The 15089-nt window shown below is 69.7% G+C and carries 12 protein-coding genes; 4 read left to right on the forward strand and 8 right to left on the reverse strand.

What is annotated here, in order from left to right; all coding sequences use genetic code 11:
• Positions 1 to 286 precede the first annotated feature (286 nt).
• Genes LG395_RS33355 through LG395_RS33370 form a run of 4 tightly spaced genes read right to left on the reverse strand, consistent with a single transcriptional unit; the run spans position 287 to position 4066 of the window.
• Complete coding sequence (locus LG395_RS33355; RefSeq protein WP_171159407.1) at positions 287 to 742, reverse strand: MaoC family dehydratase; 456 nt, start codon at positions 740 to 742, stop codon at positions 287 to 289.
• Between the two features lie 13 nt (positions 743 to 755).
• Positions 756 to 2261 (reverse strand): o-succinylbenzoate--CoA ligase, encoded by a 1506-nt coding sequence (gene menE, locus LG395_RS33360; protein ID WP_225812343.1) that lies wholly within the window; start codon positions 2259 to 2261, stop codon positions 756 to 758.
• 12 nt (positions 2262 to 2273) lie between these two features.
• Positions 2274 to 3149: an amidohydrolase family protein gene (locus LG395_RS33365; RefSeq protein WP_225812344.1), complete on the reverse strand. Its 876-nt coding sequence runs from the start codon at positions 3147 to 3149 to the stop codon at positions 2274 to 2276.
• On the reverse strand, positions 3149 to 4066 hold the full coding sequence (locus tag LG395_RS33370) for an SDR family NAD(P)-dependent oxidoreductase (RefSeq protein WP_308071473.1): 918 nt from the start codon (positions 4064 to 4066) through the stop codon (positions 3149 to 3151). The genes LG395_RS33365 and LG395_RS33370 overlap by 1 nt, the downstream gene beginning before the upstream one ends.
• Positions 4067 to 4305: 239 nt before the next feature.
• Here LG395_RS33370 and LG395_RS33375 point away from each other — a divergent pair, with 239 nt between their 5' ends.
• The 3 genes from LG395_RS33375 to LG395_RS41785 all read left to right on the forward strand — a co-directional run bounded on the left by LG395_RS33375 (position 4306) and on the right by LG395_RS41785 (position 6232).
• Positions 4306 to 4767, forward strand: coding sequence for a MarR family winged helix-turn-helix transcriptional regulator (locus LG395_RS33375; protein WP_225812345.1), 462 nt, complete (start codon positions 4306 to 4308; stop codon positions 4765 to 4767).
• Positions 4768 to 4777: 10 nt separating this feature from the next.
• Positions 4778 to 5554 (forward strand): IclR family transcriptional regulator, encoded by a 777-nt coding sequence (locus LG395_RS33380; RefSeq protein WP_225812346.1) that lies wholly within the window; start codon positions 4778 to 4780, stop codon positions 5552 to 5554.
• Between the two features lie 237 nt (positions 5555 to 5791).
• Positions 5792 to 6232 (forward strand): hypothetical protein, encoded by a 441-nt coding sequence (locus LG395_RS41785; RefSeq protein WP_372463503.1) that lies wholly within the window; start codon positions 5792 to 5794, stop codon positions 6230 to 6232.
• Between the two features lie 921 nt (positions 6233 to 7153).
• Here the strand turns inward: LG395_RS41785 and LG395_RS33395 are convergent.
• A complete protein-coding gene (locus LG395_RS33395; protein ID WP_225812482.1) occupies positions 7154 to 7891 on the reverse strand; it encodes an SDR family NAD(P)-dependent oxidoreductase in 738 nt (245 codons plus the stop codon).
• A 171-nt stretch (positions 7892 to 8062) separates the two neighbouring features.
• On the opposite strand from LG395_RS33395, the gene LG395_RS33400 reads away from it, so the two are divergent.
• Positions 8063 to 8671, forward strand: coding sequence for a TetR/AcrR family transcriptional regulator (locus tag LG395_RS33400; protein WP_263983349.1), 609 nt, complete (start codon positions 8063 to 8065; stop codon positions 8669 to 8671).
• A gap of 225 nt (positions 8672 to 8896) precedes the next feature.
• On the opposite strand, the gene LG395_RS33405 is transcribed toward LG395_RS33400, so the two are convergent.
• The 3 genes from LG395_RS33405 to LG395_RS33415 all read right to left on the reverse strand — a co-directional run bounded on the left by LG395_RS33405 (position 8897) and on the right by LG395_RS33415 (position 14738).
• A complete protein-coding gene (locus LG395_RS33405) occupies positions 8897 to 10204 on the reverse strand; it encodes a ricin-type beta-trefoil lectin domain protein (protein ID WP_225812484.1) in 1308 nt (435 codons plus the stop codon).
• A gap of 73 nt (positions 10205 to 10277) precedes the next feature.
• A complete protein-coding gene (locus tag LG395_RS33410) occupies positions 10278 to 12260 on the reverse strand; it encodes an alpha-L-fucosidase (RefSeq protein ID WP_225812349.1) in 1983 nt (660 codons plus the stop codon).
• A 69-nt stretch (positions 12261 to 12329) separates the two neighbouring features.
• Positions 12330 to 14738 carry a ricin-type beta-trefoil lectin domain protein gene (locus tag LG395_RS33415; RefSeq protein WP_225812350.1) on the reverse strand — a complete coding sequence of 803 codons (2409 nt, stop codon included), beginning with the start codon at positions 14736 to 14738 and terminating at the stop codon, positions 12330 to 12332.
• Between the last annotated feature and the right edge of the window lie 351 nt (positions 14739 to 15089).

Here is a 15089-nt window from a genome sequence, read left to right on the forward strand (position 1 = left end):
CGCGCCCGACCGGCGGCTGTCGGCGGACGGGTGCGCCTGGGTGGCGGACACGCTCCTCCCTGTCCGAGGCGAGAATCGTGACGCCGGCCGTCGGCACCGCGGCGGCGGCCAGTGCCACGCGGAACTGCCCGCTGCGCGAAGGCCGGCCGGCGGGTTGCGACGGGGTGCCGGGAGGACTCCCGTGTGCGGGGTGTCCCGTCACCGGGGAGCCCGCCCGGGGCGGTGACGTGCGCCCCGCGCACTGCCTCGGGCAGGGCATGCCAGACCCCGGGCGGAGTCCTCCCGGTCAGACGTAGAACCGCGACAGGCTCTGCAGGACGGCCGCGGGCTTTCCGCCGCCGTCGATCTCTATCGTGCCGTCCACCGCGATCTGCACCCCGCCCGGTACGTCCTCCACCGAGGCGAGCTTCGCGACCAGCCGGATGCGGGAGCCGACCTTCACCGGTGCCGGGAAGCGCACCTTGTTCAGGCCGTAGTTGACCTTCGTCGACACGCCCTCGACCTCCAGCAGCTCGGTGAAGAGCGGGATGAAGAGGGAGAGGGTCAGATAGCCATGTGCGATGGGCGCGCCGAACGGGCCGTCCTGCGCCCTCTCCGGGTCGACGTGGATCCACTGGTGGTCGTCCGTGGCGTCGGCGAAGGTGTTGATCCGCTCCTGCGTGACCTCGATCCACGCGCTGGTGCCGAGGTCGCCGCCGGCGAGCTTCCTGAGTTCGCCGAGGCCTTTGACGGTGATGCTCATCTGCGGTCCTTGTCTAGGAGGTGGTGCCGTACCGGGAGCGGACACGGGATTTCAGGAGCTTTCCGGAGGCGGTGCGCGGGAGGGCGTCCGCGATCACCACCGACTTGGGGATCTTGTATTTGGCCAGCCGGCCGGAGAGTGAGGCGATCACCTCGCCCGGGTCGAGCGTTGCGCCCTCGCGGGGGACGACGACCGCGCGCGGCACCTGGCCCCACTTGTCGTCGGGCACGCCGATGACGGCGCACTCGACGATGTCGGGGTGCGCGAGGAGCTGGTCCTCGATCTCGGCGGGATAGATGTTCTCGCCACCCGAGATGATCATGTCCTTGATGCGGTCGACGATGTAGACGTACCCGTCGTGGTCGACGCGGGCCGCGTCCCCGCTGCGGAACCAGCCGTCGGCGAGGACGGCCGCGGTCTCCTCCGGCAGCCCCCAGTAGCCGGGCATGACGTGCGGGCCGCGCACCACGATCTCGCCCGTCTCGCCGACGTCGACCGGTGTGAGGTCGGGCCGCACCACCCGTACGTCGCTGAAGAAGTGCGGCACACCGGCCGAACCCGCCTTGCCGACCGCGTGTTCCGCGTCCAGGAAGAGGGTGCCGGGCGCGGCCTCCGTCATGCCGTAGCCCTGGAGGAAGGTGAGCCCGCGCTCCTGGTACCTGGCGATCAGCGGGGTCGGGACCGGGGAGCCGCCGCAGGTGAGGATGCGGAGGCTGGACAGGTCGGCCCCCTCCCAGCGCGGGTGCCGGGCCACCTGGTCGAACATGGTCGGCACCCCGAACATGAAGGTGATGCGGTGGCGTTCGATCAGGTCGAAGACGGCGTCCGGGTCGAAGGACTCGAGCAGGACGCAGGTGCCCCCCTTGAGCAGGACGGGCAGGGTGAGCATGTTCAGTCCGGCCGTGTGGAACAAGGGGGCGGATACCAGGGCGCGTTCGTCGGCGATCAGGTCGTGGTCGACGAGGACGTTGAACGCGTTCCAGACCAGGTTGCCGTGCGTGAGCACGGCCCCCTTGGGCCGGCCCGTGGTCCCCGAGGTGTACATGATGATGCACGTGTCGTCGAGGAGGACGGGCTGGTCGATCGGCTCGTCGCTCGCGGCGGCCAGCAACTCCTCGTATGCGGTGCCCACTTCCACGACCGTCCGTACATCGGTGCTGTCCGGCAGTCCGGCCGCCAGCGGGGCGGACGAGGGCGCGTGGAGGAGGGCCTTGGCGCCCGAGTCGGCGAGCTGGTAGGCGATCTCGGGGGCGGCGAGGCGAGTGTTGAGCGGGACGAAGACCGCGCCGAGGGTGCCCGCGGCGAACAGCGTCTCCAGGTAGGCGGGGTGGTTGGGGCCGAGGTAGGCGATCCGGTCGCCGCGGCGGATTCCCCGGGCGTGCAGGGCGTGCGCGAGGCGGGTGGTGCGTTCGTGCAGCTCGGTGTAGGTGACGCTCCGGTCGCCGTGGATCAGGGCGGTGCGGTGCGGGGTCTTGCGGGCCCGGCGTGCGGGCCACGACCCCAGTCCCTCGTTGCGCATCTCACGGCCCCTTCACGCTTGCGTCAGTCCGAGCAGCCGGGCGGCGTTCTCCTTGAGGATCTTCGGGCGCACTTCCTCCTTGATCGACAGCTTCGCGAAGTCGGCGAGCCAGCGGTCGGGGGTGAGGACGGGGAAGTCCGAGCCGAAGAGCACCTTGTCCTTGAGCAAGGTGTTCGCGTACTGCACGAGTTGGGGCGGGAAGTACTTCGGCGACCACCCGGACAGGTCGATGTGCACGCCGGGTTTGTGCGTGGCGACCGCGAGGGCCTCGTCCTGCCAGGGGAACGACGGGTGCGCCAGGATGATCTTCAGGTGGGGGAAGTCGGCGGCGACGTCGTCCACGTGCAGCGGGTTGGAGTACTTCAGCCGGATGCCGCCCCCGCCGGGAACGCCGGCGCCGATGCCGGTCTGGCCCGTATGGAACAAAGCGATGGTGCCGGTCTCCTCGATGACCTCGTACAGGCCGTAGGCCACCGAACGGTCGTCGGGGAAGAAACCCTGGATGCTGGGGTGGAACTTGAAACCCTTCACCCCGTACTCCTCGACCAGGCGCCGGGCCTGCTTCACGCCGCCCCTGCCGCGGAAGGGATCGATGGAGGCGAACGGGATCAGCACGTCCGGGTTGGCGGCGGCGGCCTCGGCGACCTCCTCGTTGGGGACCGGCTCGGTGCCGGTGGCGGACTCGGCGTCGACCGTGAAGACGACGGCGGCCATCTTCCGTTCGCGGTAGTACGCGGCCGTCTCCCCCAGGGTCGGCTTCCGATTGCCCTCCACCTTGAAGTAGGCGGAGGAGGCGTCGTGCAGGTCGTCGTCCAGCGAGGTGTGTCCCTTGGAGGAGACCTCGGCGTGGGTGTGGACGTCGATCGCGACGAGTCCGTCCAGGTCCATCACGCCTCCGGGAATTTCGGCGCCGGGATGCCGACGGTCTGCGGTGCGGCGCCGAACGAGGTGGGCCACACGTCGGCGAGGGTGTCCGGGGACCAGCCGCCGTCCGCGTACGCCGCGGTGATCTCCTGCGGATGCGACCAGAGGGCCACCTTGTCACCGCCGATGCCGATGGCCTGGCCGGTCACGCCGCGCGCCGCTTCGGAGGCGAGGAAGGGTACGAGAGCGGCGCAGTCCTCGGGGGTGCCGAAGCCCTCTCCCTTGCGGAGGAAGTCGGGCAGCGGTTCGCCGTTCTTCATGGCCGCTATGTAGGGGGCGAAGGCCGGGATGGTTTCCGTCATGGCGGTGGCGGCGACCGGAACGATCGCGTTGACGGTGATGTGCGCGCGGGCCAGCTCCATCGACCAGGTGCGGGCCATGGCGGCGATGCCGGCCTTGGCGGCGGCGTAGTTCGTCTGTCCGAAGTTGCCGCGCTGTCCGGCCGGGGAGCCGACCAGGATCATCGTGCCGCCCTCGCCCTGCTCACGCATCCGGACGGCGGCCGCTCGCGCGCAGGTGAAGGTACCGCGCAGATGGGTGGTCATGACCGCGTCGAAGTCGTCGTCGGTCATCTTCCACAGCACCTTGTCGCGCAGGATGCCGGCGTTGGTGACCAGGATGTCCAGGCGGCCGAACTCCGTCACGGCGCGGGCCACCAGCCGGTCGGCGGCTTCGCTGGTACCGACCGCGACGGCCTCGGCCACGGCTTGGCCGCCCGCCTCGGTGACGGACTTCGCGGCTTGCCCGGCGACGGCCTCGTCGACGTCGTTCACGACCACGGCGGCGCCGTGGGCGGCGAGGGCGTGGGCGTAGGCCAGGCCGAGGCCACGGCCGCTTCCGGTGACGACTGCCACCTTGCCGGTGAGATCGATGCTGGGCACGGGCGGGTCCCTTCCAGGGGGGTCGGCCGCCGGGCGGCCGGCGGCAGGTGCGCCTTCGGCCCGGGCGGCGTGCGGTCCGGGATCGAAGCTAAGGACAATCATTGTTGTCGTCAATAGTTGTTGTCGGCCTGCCCGTGCGGCATGCTGGGGGGCAGCACATCCGTACGTCCCGCCTCCGGAGGGAGGCCCGGCCCAGGGAGCCCGCCATCACCGGCCAGCAGCACGCCCCAGAACACTCCGTGGGTTCCGCCCCGATCGACGCCCGGGAACCGTGGATGCGCGGGCTGCACGCGGACACCGGCTATCTGCTGTACCGGCTCGGACTGCGCTCGGGCCAGTTGTTCAACGCGTTCCTCCAGGAGTCCGGCCTGCGGCTGCGCCACTATGCGCTGCTGCGTTTCCTCGCCACCTCCGAGGGCGCCCTGCAGCGGGAGTTGAGCACCTCCCTCGGCTACGACCCGAGCGCGATCGTCGGCCTGGTCGACGACCTGGAGAGGCTGGGATTCGCCGAGCGCCGCCCTTCCCCGGACGACCGGCGCAGCCGAATCGTCGTGCTGACCGAGGCCGGCCGGGTCTTCCTGCGCGACACCGACGAGGCGGGTTCGCGGGTCACGGGCGAACTGCTCCGGCCGCTCGGCGCCGAGGAACGGGACGTCCTGCACACCCTGCTGCTGAGGGTCGCCGAGAGCGGGCTCGGGTGACGCCGTCCCGATGACCGCCGACGCGCTGCCCCCGCGGACGGTGCGCTCCGCACCGGACCGGCTGCTCGCCGTGCTCGCGGCCTTCGACCACGCGCATCCGGCGCTCTGTCTGACCGACATCAGCCGCCGGGCCGGGCTCACCCTCACCACCACGCACCGGCTGGTGGGGGCACTGACCGCGTGGGGCGCCCTGGAGCGGGACGCGGAGGGTCGCTACCACGTGGGCCTGAGGCTGTGGGAGGTCGCGGCGCTCGCCCCGCGCGGGCTGGCGCTGCGGCAGGTGGCGCTGCCGTACCTGGAGGACCTGTACGAGGCGACGCACGAGAACGTGCAGCTGGCGGTGCGCGACGGCGGGGACGTCGTGTACATCGAGTGGCTCTCCGGGCGCTCCGCGGTCGGCGTCCACATCCGGGTCGGCGCCCGCTGGCCGCTGCACGCCACCGGGGTCGGGCTCGCGCTGCTGGCCCACAGCGGGCAGCCGTTCCAGGAGGCCTACTGCGAGGGGCCGCTGGCCGCGTTCACCCCGTACACCGTCACGGACCCCGCGCGATTGCGCCGCGAGCTGGCCGAAGTGCGGCGGTCGGGCGTGGCGGTGAGCAGCCGTCAGATCACCGGGGACGCCCTGTCGGTGGCGGCCCCGGTGCACGGCCGCGACGGTGGGGTGACCGCTGCGGTGTCGATCGTGGTCCCGCACGCGACGGCCCAGGTACCCGTTCTGATCCCGGCGGTACGGCTCGCGGCGCGCGGCATATCACGGGCGCTGGGGTGGCAGCCGGAGGCACGCTGAGCCGAGGTTCACACGGTTCGGACACCGGGTGTCGCCTCGCGGGAGCCGTGTGCGCGGAAGAGTGCGGAGGTCAGCCGGCGCAGCACGAGACGGGCCGGGGTCCGAACCGACCGATGAGTCGGTGCCCGAGGCAAAGTCTGGCTGGTGGTGATCCGACGTCTCCCTGTCCGGAACATTGACCGCCGAACCTCCAGGTCCGGCGCGAACCCGGTGTTTCCCTTCTGGCTCGCCTACGTCTTGACCCGCCCGCAGGGCGCGGACATCGGCGACCGGCTCGCCTCCCCGAACCTCGCTCAGCCGGGCGAGCCGGCCGGTCTCGCGCCGGCCGGCCTGGGCCTGCTCGCCGTCGCGACCACGGGTCTGCTGGTCTGGGCCCACGGCCGGCCGCGCGTCGGCCCGGCGCCGGAAGAAGACAACACCTCCGCCGTCCAGATGGCTCCCGGCCAGGCGGTGAAGAGGTTCCCGCCCGCCAAGGTCGCCGCGCTGAAGACCCTCGCCTCCACCTCACTCAAGGACGCCCGCCCGGGCAACGCGAAGGGCGCCCACGCACGTGCCGATGCCCTGCTGAAGGTCACTTTCAAGGCCCTGCGCAGGTTCAGCCTCGACCTCGCGGGCATCACCCGGATCGCCCAAGCCTCCCTCGTCCTGCTCCGGCTCGAACGCGGCCGCACCGCCTGAACGAAGATCACAGAACGCGCGCAACTCTACGCACGAAGGTTCAATCGCTGGACGGCGAACAGTTCCAGGTGTGCGCAGTTCGGGCAGCGGAAGGCATCGATCTGCCACTGCGGCAGGCCCCGCGTCTTGGCTATGCCCATTATGCCCCGCTCAAGGAGGCTCCCGAACCATCGCGCGTACCCGCGGGAGCCCTGGCCACTGTCACTGACAAAGCCCTGCTCAAGCCCGACCTGACCACATTGAGTGCACCGCATGTTGTTCATCGAGCGAGTGTAAGTGGGGGCCGGGTCACCATGCTGCCGTCCAGCGGGTCGTCACACACTGCAACCGTGAGGTTGCCGAGAATAGTGCCCCGCCTTCTTCCCGGTCCGGCCGGGGGTGCTGGGAGCACTGGCAGAAGCGGGTGCGCCTGCGGGTGCCGGGAAGGATCCGTCTGCGCGCCTGTGATGCCGGCTCGTGCACGGCCTCCACATACAAGGGGGTCGCCACAACCAGCCGATGAATCCACCGCGGACGGTCGATGTCCATCAACACGATGGCGTGTCCTCGCAGATGTCCCCGGGTGGACGGCACCGCCCCGGCCAAGTACCCGTCGAAGACGCCGCGTTCAGGGCACACGGCTGGATCCGGAGACGGTTGCGTCATCGGATCGCCGAGGAACTCGGGGATCACGTTCAGTCCACTCCCCTCCCGACGCTCGGACCCGCACGGGTAGTCCTGCGGCGATCCAGCTCGCTTCCTCGGCGAGATGGATGAGCATCCAACGGAGGCCGGCGTTGCCGGAGCGGCAGTCGAGGTGGCGGCCGACGTCATTTCAAGAGGCCGCGGCCAGGGTCTCGTTGCTTCGGGACGAGGCACACACGCGGCCGGGAGTGCGCCCCTTCGTTTCGCGGGAACCGGATGCGCACCACCGGCCGTCGTTCAGGCCCGGGTGTAGCCGCCGTCGGCGAAGAGTTCGGCGCCGGTGACGAACGACGAGGCGTCCGAAGCCAGGAAGAAGGCGGCCTCGGCGATCTCCTCGGCCTCGGCCAGCCGCCCCAGTGGCACGGTGGTCTCGGCGAACTGATCGGCGGCCGGCCCCGCGACGCCCAGCAGGCCAGGGGTCCGCGTGGGACCCGGGCTGAGCACGTTGACTCGGAACCGGCGCTCCCGTGACTGCCGGGCCCAGTTGTGCACGAGGTTACTCACCGCCGCCTTCGAGGCGCTGTAGACCTCGAGTTGCTCGTTGGGCCGCACGCTGTTGCTCGAGCCGACGACCACGATGGAGGCGTTCTCCGCCAGCAGCGGGAGCGCCTTTTGCACGGTGAAGAGTGTGCCCTTGACGTTGACGGCGAGCGTCAGGTCGACGTTTGCCTCGGTGTGGTTGCCGAGCGCGGCGTCCGCAACGATTCCCGCATTGGCCACCAGTACGTCGATGCGTCCGGCCTCCTCGCGGACTCGCGCGTAGAGCGTGTCCAGGTCGGCCAGGTTCGAGACGTCGGATCGTACGCCCGTGGCTGCAGGGCCCATCTCCTTGACTGCCTCTTGGAGGCGGTTGATGTCCCGGCCGGCCACGAAGACCCGAGCACCCTCCCGGACGAAGCGATGGGCAATGGCCAGCCCGATCCCGCTGGTGCCTCCGGTGACCACGGCCACCTTCTCCTGCAGTACGCCTGGCATGTCGAAGCCCTTCAGTTGTGGAATGGATCGTCCATAACGTAGGCAGTAATGGACGATCGAGTCAAGAATGGTTAGGCTGGCGTCATGCCGAGACCACGCGCATTCGACGAACGCCAAGTCCTGGAGCGGGCCCGGGAACAGTTCTGGGCGACCGGCTACGCAGGGACCCGGATGGACGACATCGCCCAGGCGACCGGCCTGGGCAAGGGCAGCCTGTACGGCGCGTTCGGCGACAAGAGCAAGCTGTTCCACCGCGTGTTCGGCGACTGGTGCACCGCAGTCGTCGAGGTGGCCGAAGAGCGGCTGGCGGGTGGCCCGGACGCAGAGGCCTTGGCCCGGCTGTCGGGATACGTGCACCTCATGGCGGAGAACGCTGCCTCCGACACCGAGCGCCGCGGGTGCCTGTTGGCCAAGGGCGCGGCGGAACTGGCCCAGCGCGATCCGACGGTCGCCGGACGGTCGGCCGAGACCATGACGGCACTACTGACCCTGCTGCGGACGGAGATCAGCGCCGCCCAGCGCCACGGCGACATCGACAGCGCTGCGGATCCGGAGCGGCTGGCGGCACTGCTGCTGACGGTGGTCCGCGGTATCGAGGCGGTAGGCAAGGCCGGCCTGGACCCGGAGACGCTGCGGAACATCGCAGACACCGCACTGGCAGTCCTGCCCAAGCCCGGGGGCGGAAACGCCTCGCGCCCGGGCGCAGTCCGGCCCGCGAGAACCAACTCGGTGCCCTCGGTGCCATCACGGCCACATGATCCGCCGGACAGTGCCCAGTGACTGGGCAGGGGCGTCGCGGCCGGTCCCCGCGTCCGGTCGAAAACGCCCCTGCCGGGGCGCCCGGGCCGGTGTGCCTGTGGAGCAGCCGCGTGAAGGCCCTCACCTGTTCGAACACCCAGCACGTGTGTCACCGACGTCCCGGGACAGCACACCCAAGGGTGTCTCTTTGGTGCGCTGCCGGGCCCTTTCTTGCCACCGTACACGTGTCGCATCTGCCCCGGTGTGTCAGCTCTGCAAGTGCCAGCGCTGGTTCGTGCCGCCCGTGCAGGTCCACAGCTGGATCTTCGTCGCGTTGGCGGTGCCCTGGCCGTTGGCATCCAGGCAGAGCCCCGAGCGCAGTTCTGTGATCGTGCCGTCGGGATTGATGTTCCATTGCTGGTCTGTCTGTCCGTTGCAGTCCCAGATCGCCGCCGGGGTGCCGTTGGCCGCTGTCTGGCCGGCGCCCAGGCATTTGTTGCCGTAGACGACGAGTTGCTTTCCGGAGGTGTAGGTCCACCTTTGGTTGGCGCCACCGTTGCAGTCCCACAGTTGTGCCTGTGTGCCGTTGGCCGTGGTGGAGTTGTTGATGTCGAGGCAGCGCCCTGACTGCTCGCCGACGATCTCATGGTTGCCGGTGGAAGGCGGCGGATTCGAGTCGAACTGTGTGAAGAACTGCCACACCGCTGCCGATGTCCAGGTGCGCCAGCCGTCACCGGTGGAACCGTCTATGGGGCCGGGGTCGTGGCCCGCTCCGTCGAACGCGGCCCAGACGACGGGGTATCCCGACCGGCAGCCGGAGTAGGCGGTGACGATGTGCGTCAGGCTGCCGTAGGCGGGCTCGGGCGGGTTCTGCGGGGTGCAGCCGTTGTTCCGGACGAAGGTGTCGCGCAGTCCCCGTCCCGACGCGATGGGCAGCACGTTGTCCCTGATGCCGTGCAGGCCCATGTAGGCGATGGGTTGAGTACCGCCGTCGCATCCGCTGAGGTTCGCTCCGGAGTAGACCGCGACCGCGCGGAAGACCGTGGGCCGGGAGCAGGCGAGGGCATACGACATCGCACCGCCGTAGCTGAAGCCGGCGGAGAACAACTGCGTGGTGTCCACGCACAGGCCTGCTTCGAGCTGGCTGACCATGGCGTCGACGAAGGCCACGTCCTGGCCGCCTGGGTTGGCCCAGCCGTTGCCGTTGCCCTGGGGGGCGACGAAGATGGTGCTGTTGTTCGCGTCGGCCAGGCGCCGCAGGCCGTAGTAGGACCAGTTGTACCCGTCCGTTCCACCTGAGTCGACGTCGTTGGCCGTGCCGCCACGCCAGTGGAAACCGAAGATCAGCCGGTAGGGGTGGTTGTTGTCGTAGCCGGCGGGGACCCGCAGGAGGTAACTGCGGGTCTGGCCGCCGCTCTGGATCGTGTGGGTGCCGCTCGTCAGCGCCGGAGCCTTGCCGCAGCCGGCGGTCGCCCTGACGGTGCCGGTGGTGGCCGGCGCGGTCGCTGCGCGGGCGCTGCCGGACGAGGTGCCCGCGGCCGACAGGACGAGGAGTATCGCGGCCGCGATCGACATCAAGAGTGGTGTGCGTTTCATACACTCCTTCTTCCGTGGGTGAGGAGGTGCAGGGGACGCGGTGGCCGGCGTTTCAGGCGCCGGTAATGGTCCATTCGTTGTTGGTGCTGGAGTTCGGCGCCCACATCACCGTGGTGGAGCCGACCGTGGTGCTGCCACTGCCGTCGAGTGCGGTGCCGGTTCCGCGGTTGATGATCTGGTAGCGGTTGCCGCCGAGGCTGTTGAGCGACCACTGCTGGTTGTCGCCGCCGTTCCATGCCGCCTGGCGGGCGGGGGCGCCGTTGGTGGAGTCGCCCCAGCTGTCGGCGGCCATGCCGTTGGCGCGGTTCATGATGCGGTAGTAACCGTTGCCGAGGTCGATCAGCTGCCATTGCAGGTTGACGCTTCCGTCGTAGTTCCACTGCTTGAGGTGGGAGCCGGAGGCCACATTGCCCCCGCTGTCGAGTACCAGCCCGCTGGTCACGTTGGCGATCCGCACCCAGGTGGTCGAGCCGCCCGGCCCGCTCAGTGGGGGGATCCGGCCGGAGAAGGTGAGCTTGACCGTGTAGGCCAGGGCGCTGAACGGCGGGTTGGCCGAAGGCATGGTGAGGTGCAGGCCGGAGGCGTCCTGGACCGGTGCGGGCAGGTCGGTGTAACTGCCTGCCGCGTTGTTCAGCAGTCGGGCGCTCGTCAGGGTGCTGAGGTTGAACTGGTTGGAGTTCAGGGTCGTGATGGTCATGGTGCCGCCCTGCCAGCCCAGCGCGGTGGCGTAGAGGATCGTGTCGTCCTTGCTGCGGGTGAACCGGACGTCCTTGGCGGTGCCGGCCACAGGTCCGCTGAACGAGCCCCCGCCCATCTTGGTGGGGCCCTCGCCGTAGCTGGTCCAGGAGCGGGTGGAGTAGACCGCCTCCCCGAAGCGGCCGAGCCAGTCGCCCATGCCGAGCAGGATGGACTGCTGTCCGGAGGGGATGGCGCCGGCGGCCGTCGGTGCGATGTTCAGCAGCATGGTGCCGCCCTTGCTGACCCGGTCGATCAGCGAGTGGAGCAGTGCCTGCGTCGAGTAGTAGCCGATGCCCGTCGTGTAGCACCAGCTGGAGGAGGAGATGCTGTCGTCGGTCAACCAGTAGGGGGTGAGCAGCCCGGCCGGGCCGCCGCGTTCAAAGTCGTAGACCTCGCCCTTGGCGTCGAGGCCGTCCTTGTAGGTCGCGACCACGTCCTTGTTCCAGGAGACGGCCTGGTTGTAGTAGTGCGCGAGGAACTGGAGGCGGTAGGACTCCTGCACCAGGCCCAGGTCGAAGTCCTGCCAGATCAGGTCGGGCTGGTAGCCGTCGATGACCTCGACCAGCTTGTCGAACCAGAGTTTGTTCTCCGCTGCCGAGTCCTGCTGGCCGTAGAGCACGCGCAGCGACGCGTCCGACTGGGACGGCACGTGGTCGTAGTAGCCGTTGAAGTGGTAGGCGTGGTGCAGCGAGGCCATGAACTTCAGCCCCTGCCCGCGGATGGATTGCGCGTGCAGTCCCACGAGGTCGAGCCGGGGGCCGTGCCGGACCGAGTTCCACGGGTTGGCGCTGCTGTTCCACATGGAGAAGCCGTCGTGGTGTTCGGCGACCGGGCCGGCGAACCTGGCGCCCGCGGACCTGAAGAGCCGGGCCCAGGCGTCGGGATCGAAGTCGCCTCCGCCAGCGGCCAGTTCGGGTGCGAACCGCACGTAGTTGCCGGCCTTGTCGCGGGCACCGTCGATGAAGTTGTGGTACGGCCATACCGAGGGGTCGCCGTAGGTGGCGATGTGGTGCCTGTTCTCGTTCGAGCCCCCGATGTACATGTTGCGCGGGTACCACTCGTTCCCGAACGCGGGAACGCTGAAGACTCCCCAGTGGTAGTAGATGCCGAACTTGGCGTCCTGGAACCAGGCCGGGGCCGGGGGGTGCTGGTCCACGGACGGCCAGCTCGCGGTGTAGCTGCCGGGACCGTCGGTCGCGGCGGCGTCGGGAGCGAACCGCAGCAGGCCGAAGGCCGTGGCCGCGCCGGCCGCCGCCAGCAGTCGACGGCGGCTGACCGGCAGGGAGGAGGAAGACATGTGGAGGCCTCTCGGGGGGTGGTCGACTGGGGTGGTGCGGGAGCCGGTGGTCGTCGGCCGGTCACCGGATCAGTCACGCGTCCACTGCTGGTTCCTGTTGCCGTTGCAGGTCCACAGCTGGAGGAGGGTGCCGTTGGCCGTTCCCCCGCCGGTCGCGTCCAGGCACAGGCCGGACTGGTCGCCGGTGATCGTGCCGTCGGAGTGGAGTGTCCACTTCTGGTTGCCGCCGCCGTTGCAGTCCCAGATGTCCACCTTGGTTCCGGGGCTGGTGCCCTGGCCCGCGGCGTCCAGGCAGACGTTGCCGTAGACCCGCAGCTCACCGGCCGAGGTGTTCGTCCACTGCTGGTTGGTGCCTCCGTTGCAGTCCCACAGTTCCACCTGGGTGCCGGCCGTCTGCGACTGGTTCGGCACGTCCACGCACCGGCCGGATGCGGCCCCGACGATCGCGCCTGTCGTGCCGCCGTCGTTCCCGCCGCTGCCGGGGGTGATGGACAGGTTGTCGAACTGCGCCGTCTCGCCCTGGCTGGTCGCGTAGCCGATCTGTCCGCCGGCCCAGGTCCGGTCGTTCACGGAACCGACCGTGGCACCGTCGATGACGGCGGTGATGGTGGTGCCGGAGAAGGTGAGCGCCAGGGAGTGCCACCGGTTGGTGCCCAGCGCCGTGGTCGCGCCACGGGCCAGGGTGGTGACGGTGCCGTTGGTGTTGGAGTTCAGGACCGACCAGGCGCCGGTGTCGCTCACCCGCAGGTGGTAGGCGTTCAGCCCACCGGCACTGCTGTAGTCCTGCGCGCCGGCACGGCCGATCAACTCCGCGTATCCGGCCTGTTCGAGCATCACGTCCGACGAGACGGTGTAGTTGCTCCAGCTCACGTCACCGAGCAGGGCGTGCGGATCGGACAGCGCGTCCCAGGTGATCGGCTTCTGCGGGCTCATCTGGCGCACGCACCTGCCGCTGCGTCCGCCGCCGCAGCCCACCTCCTCGAAGGCGCCCTGCCAGTCCATGAGGTACCTGGCCTCGGTGCCGGCGGCGTAACCGTCGAAGGAGTCGCTGTACGGCAGCTTCAGCGTGCCCTGGGCGGGACCGGTGACGGTGCCCTTGCCCTGGCCGGTCGTGGTGGTGAGGGTGTACACGCGGCCCGGTTGGACGGTGAGGCCGAAGCCGCCGCCGGACGGGGTGATGTCCGCGGTGTGCACGAGGTAGTCGGCCGGGTTGCCGGAGGTGACGTCGGTCGACCAGACGTGAACGGTCTTGGTGGACAGTCCCCCGGTGACGTTGAGGTTCAGCGTCTGGGGGCTTGCGGCGTCCATCGTCTCGATGACCGTGGAGTAGTCGGAGTTGTTGGTGGACTTCAGCGAGACGTAGCTGCCGTTGTTCCGGTTGCCGCCGATGTAGCCGCTGGAGGCGTCGAGGTAGTGCCAGCCCGGGGCGGTGAACTGGCTGGTCTGCGCCATCACCCAGGCGTTCTTGCCGATCGCGTAGTGGCCGGACCAGGGCTGCGGGGCCAGGGCGAGCCCCATGGTGGGGTACGGCAGGTTGGGCGTGATCGAGGCGACGACCGGCCAGTTGAAGTACGCGGTCATCCGGCCGTCGATGTATCCGCGGTTGATGCCGCGCGCCACGGCCGGCGCTCCCCCGTTGTAGTCGTCCGAGCCGTTCTCGCTCGCCCACAGCGTCTTGCCGGACGACGTGGCGGCCGACGGTACCGAGCAGTTGGACTGGGATGACCGGTAGCCGCAGGGGTAGTGCGTGCCGATGGCGCTCACCGCGGAGGCGAACGCCGGGTTCGAGTTGATGTCGTTCGCCACGGACCAGTCGGAGTCGGCCGCGACGATCTTGACGTTGCCGTAGCCGTTGCCGTCGAGCGCGCTGCGCAGTTGTTCGTACCAGGAGATGTTGTAGCCCCGCTCGTTCCACCCACCGAGGTAGTCGATGCTCAGCCCGTGCTGCTTGGCGCAACCCAGCCACGAAAGCAGGTAGTTGACCATGTCGGCCGACCAGAAGTTCCCGCCGCCGATCCAGCCGGGCGCGCCCCAGGCGAGCCCGTACAGCTTGATGCCCGGGTTACGGGCCTTGGCCTGCTCCATCAGCCACCATTCGTAGCCCCGGTCGCAGTTGAGGTCGGACCGGGTGTGCTGGTGACTCGGCTCGGCCCCTGAGGTCGAGTTGGTGTCCCCGCCGATCTCCGCCTTGAGGATGTGCAGGGAGGCGCCGTAGCCGGGCTTGAACAGGTAGTCCAGGATCTGGCCGCGCTGGGGCTCGGGATAGTCGAACAGGAGTCTGCTGTTGCCGCCCCCGCCGCTGATGGCACCGACGCCGTCGAAGGTCCGGCCGCCGGACGCGCCGTTGATCGTGATGGAGGTGGCGGCCTGGGCCGGGGCGGCGGTCGTGGCGACGATGCCGCCGGCGGTCAGGAGGAGGCCCGTGAGCACGGCCGTCAAGACGCGCAGACGCCGGAACAACCGGCTGAATGCTGACACGGTGGATTCCTTTCCCAGGTGGGAGGTGTCGCGTGCGGAGTGGGTCCCGGTCACGGGGCCCGATGGCTGTGCGGTCGCCTGTCACCGGTCGGCTGCGGGCCGCCCCCGCTCCGGCTCAGCGCTCCGGACCGGGTCCGGGGTGACGTAGCGCGCCCGGCCGACGTGCATCGCGTGGGTGTGTCCGCTCGCCCAGACCGGCCGACGTGCATCGCCTGGGTGTGTCCGCTCGCCCAGACCGGCCGACGTGCATCGCGTGGGTGTGTGCCCTCGCGCACACGGGCCGACGGTCTGCGTGCCGGAGCCTTCTCGTCCTCATCCGGTCCTCCTGTGCGGTCCCTCGCTGCGGCGTGG

It is taken from the genome of Streptomyces spinosus, assembly GCF_020400655.1.
In the GTDB taxonomy this organism is placed as follows: Bacteria; Actinomycetota; Actinomycetes; order Streptomycetales; family Streptomycetaceae; genus Streptomyces; species Streptomyces argyrophylli.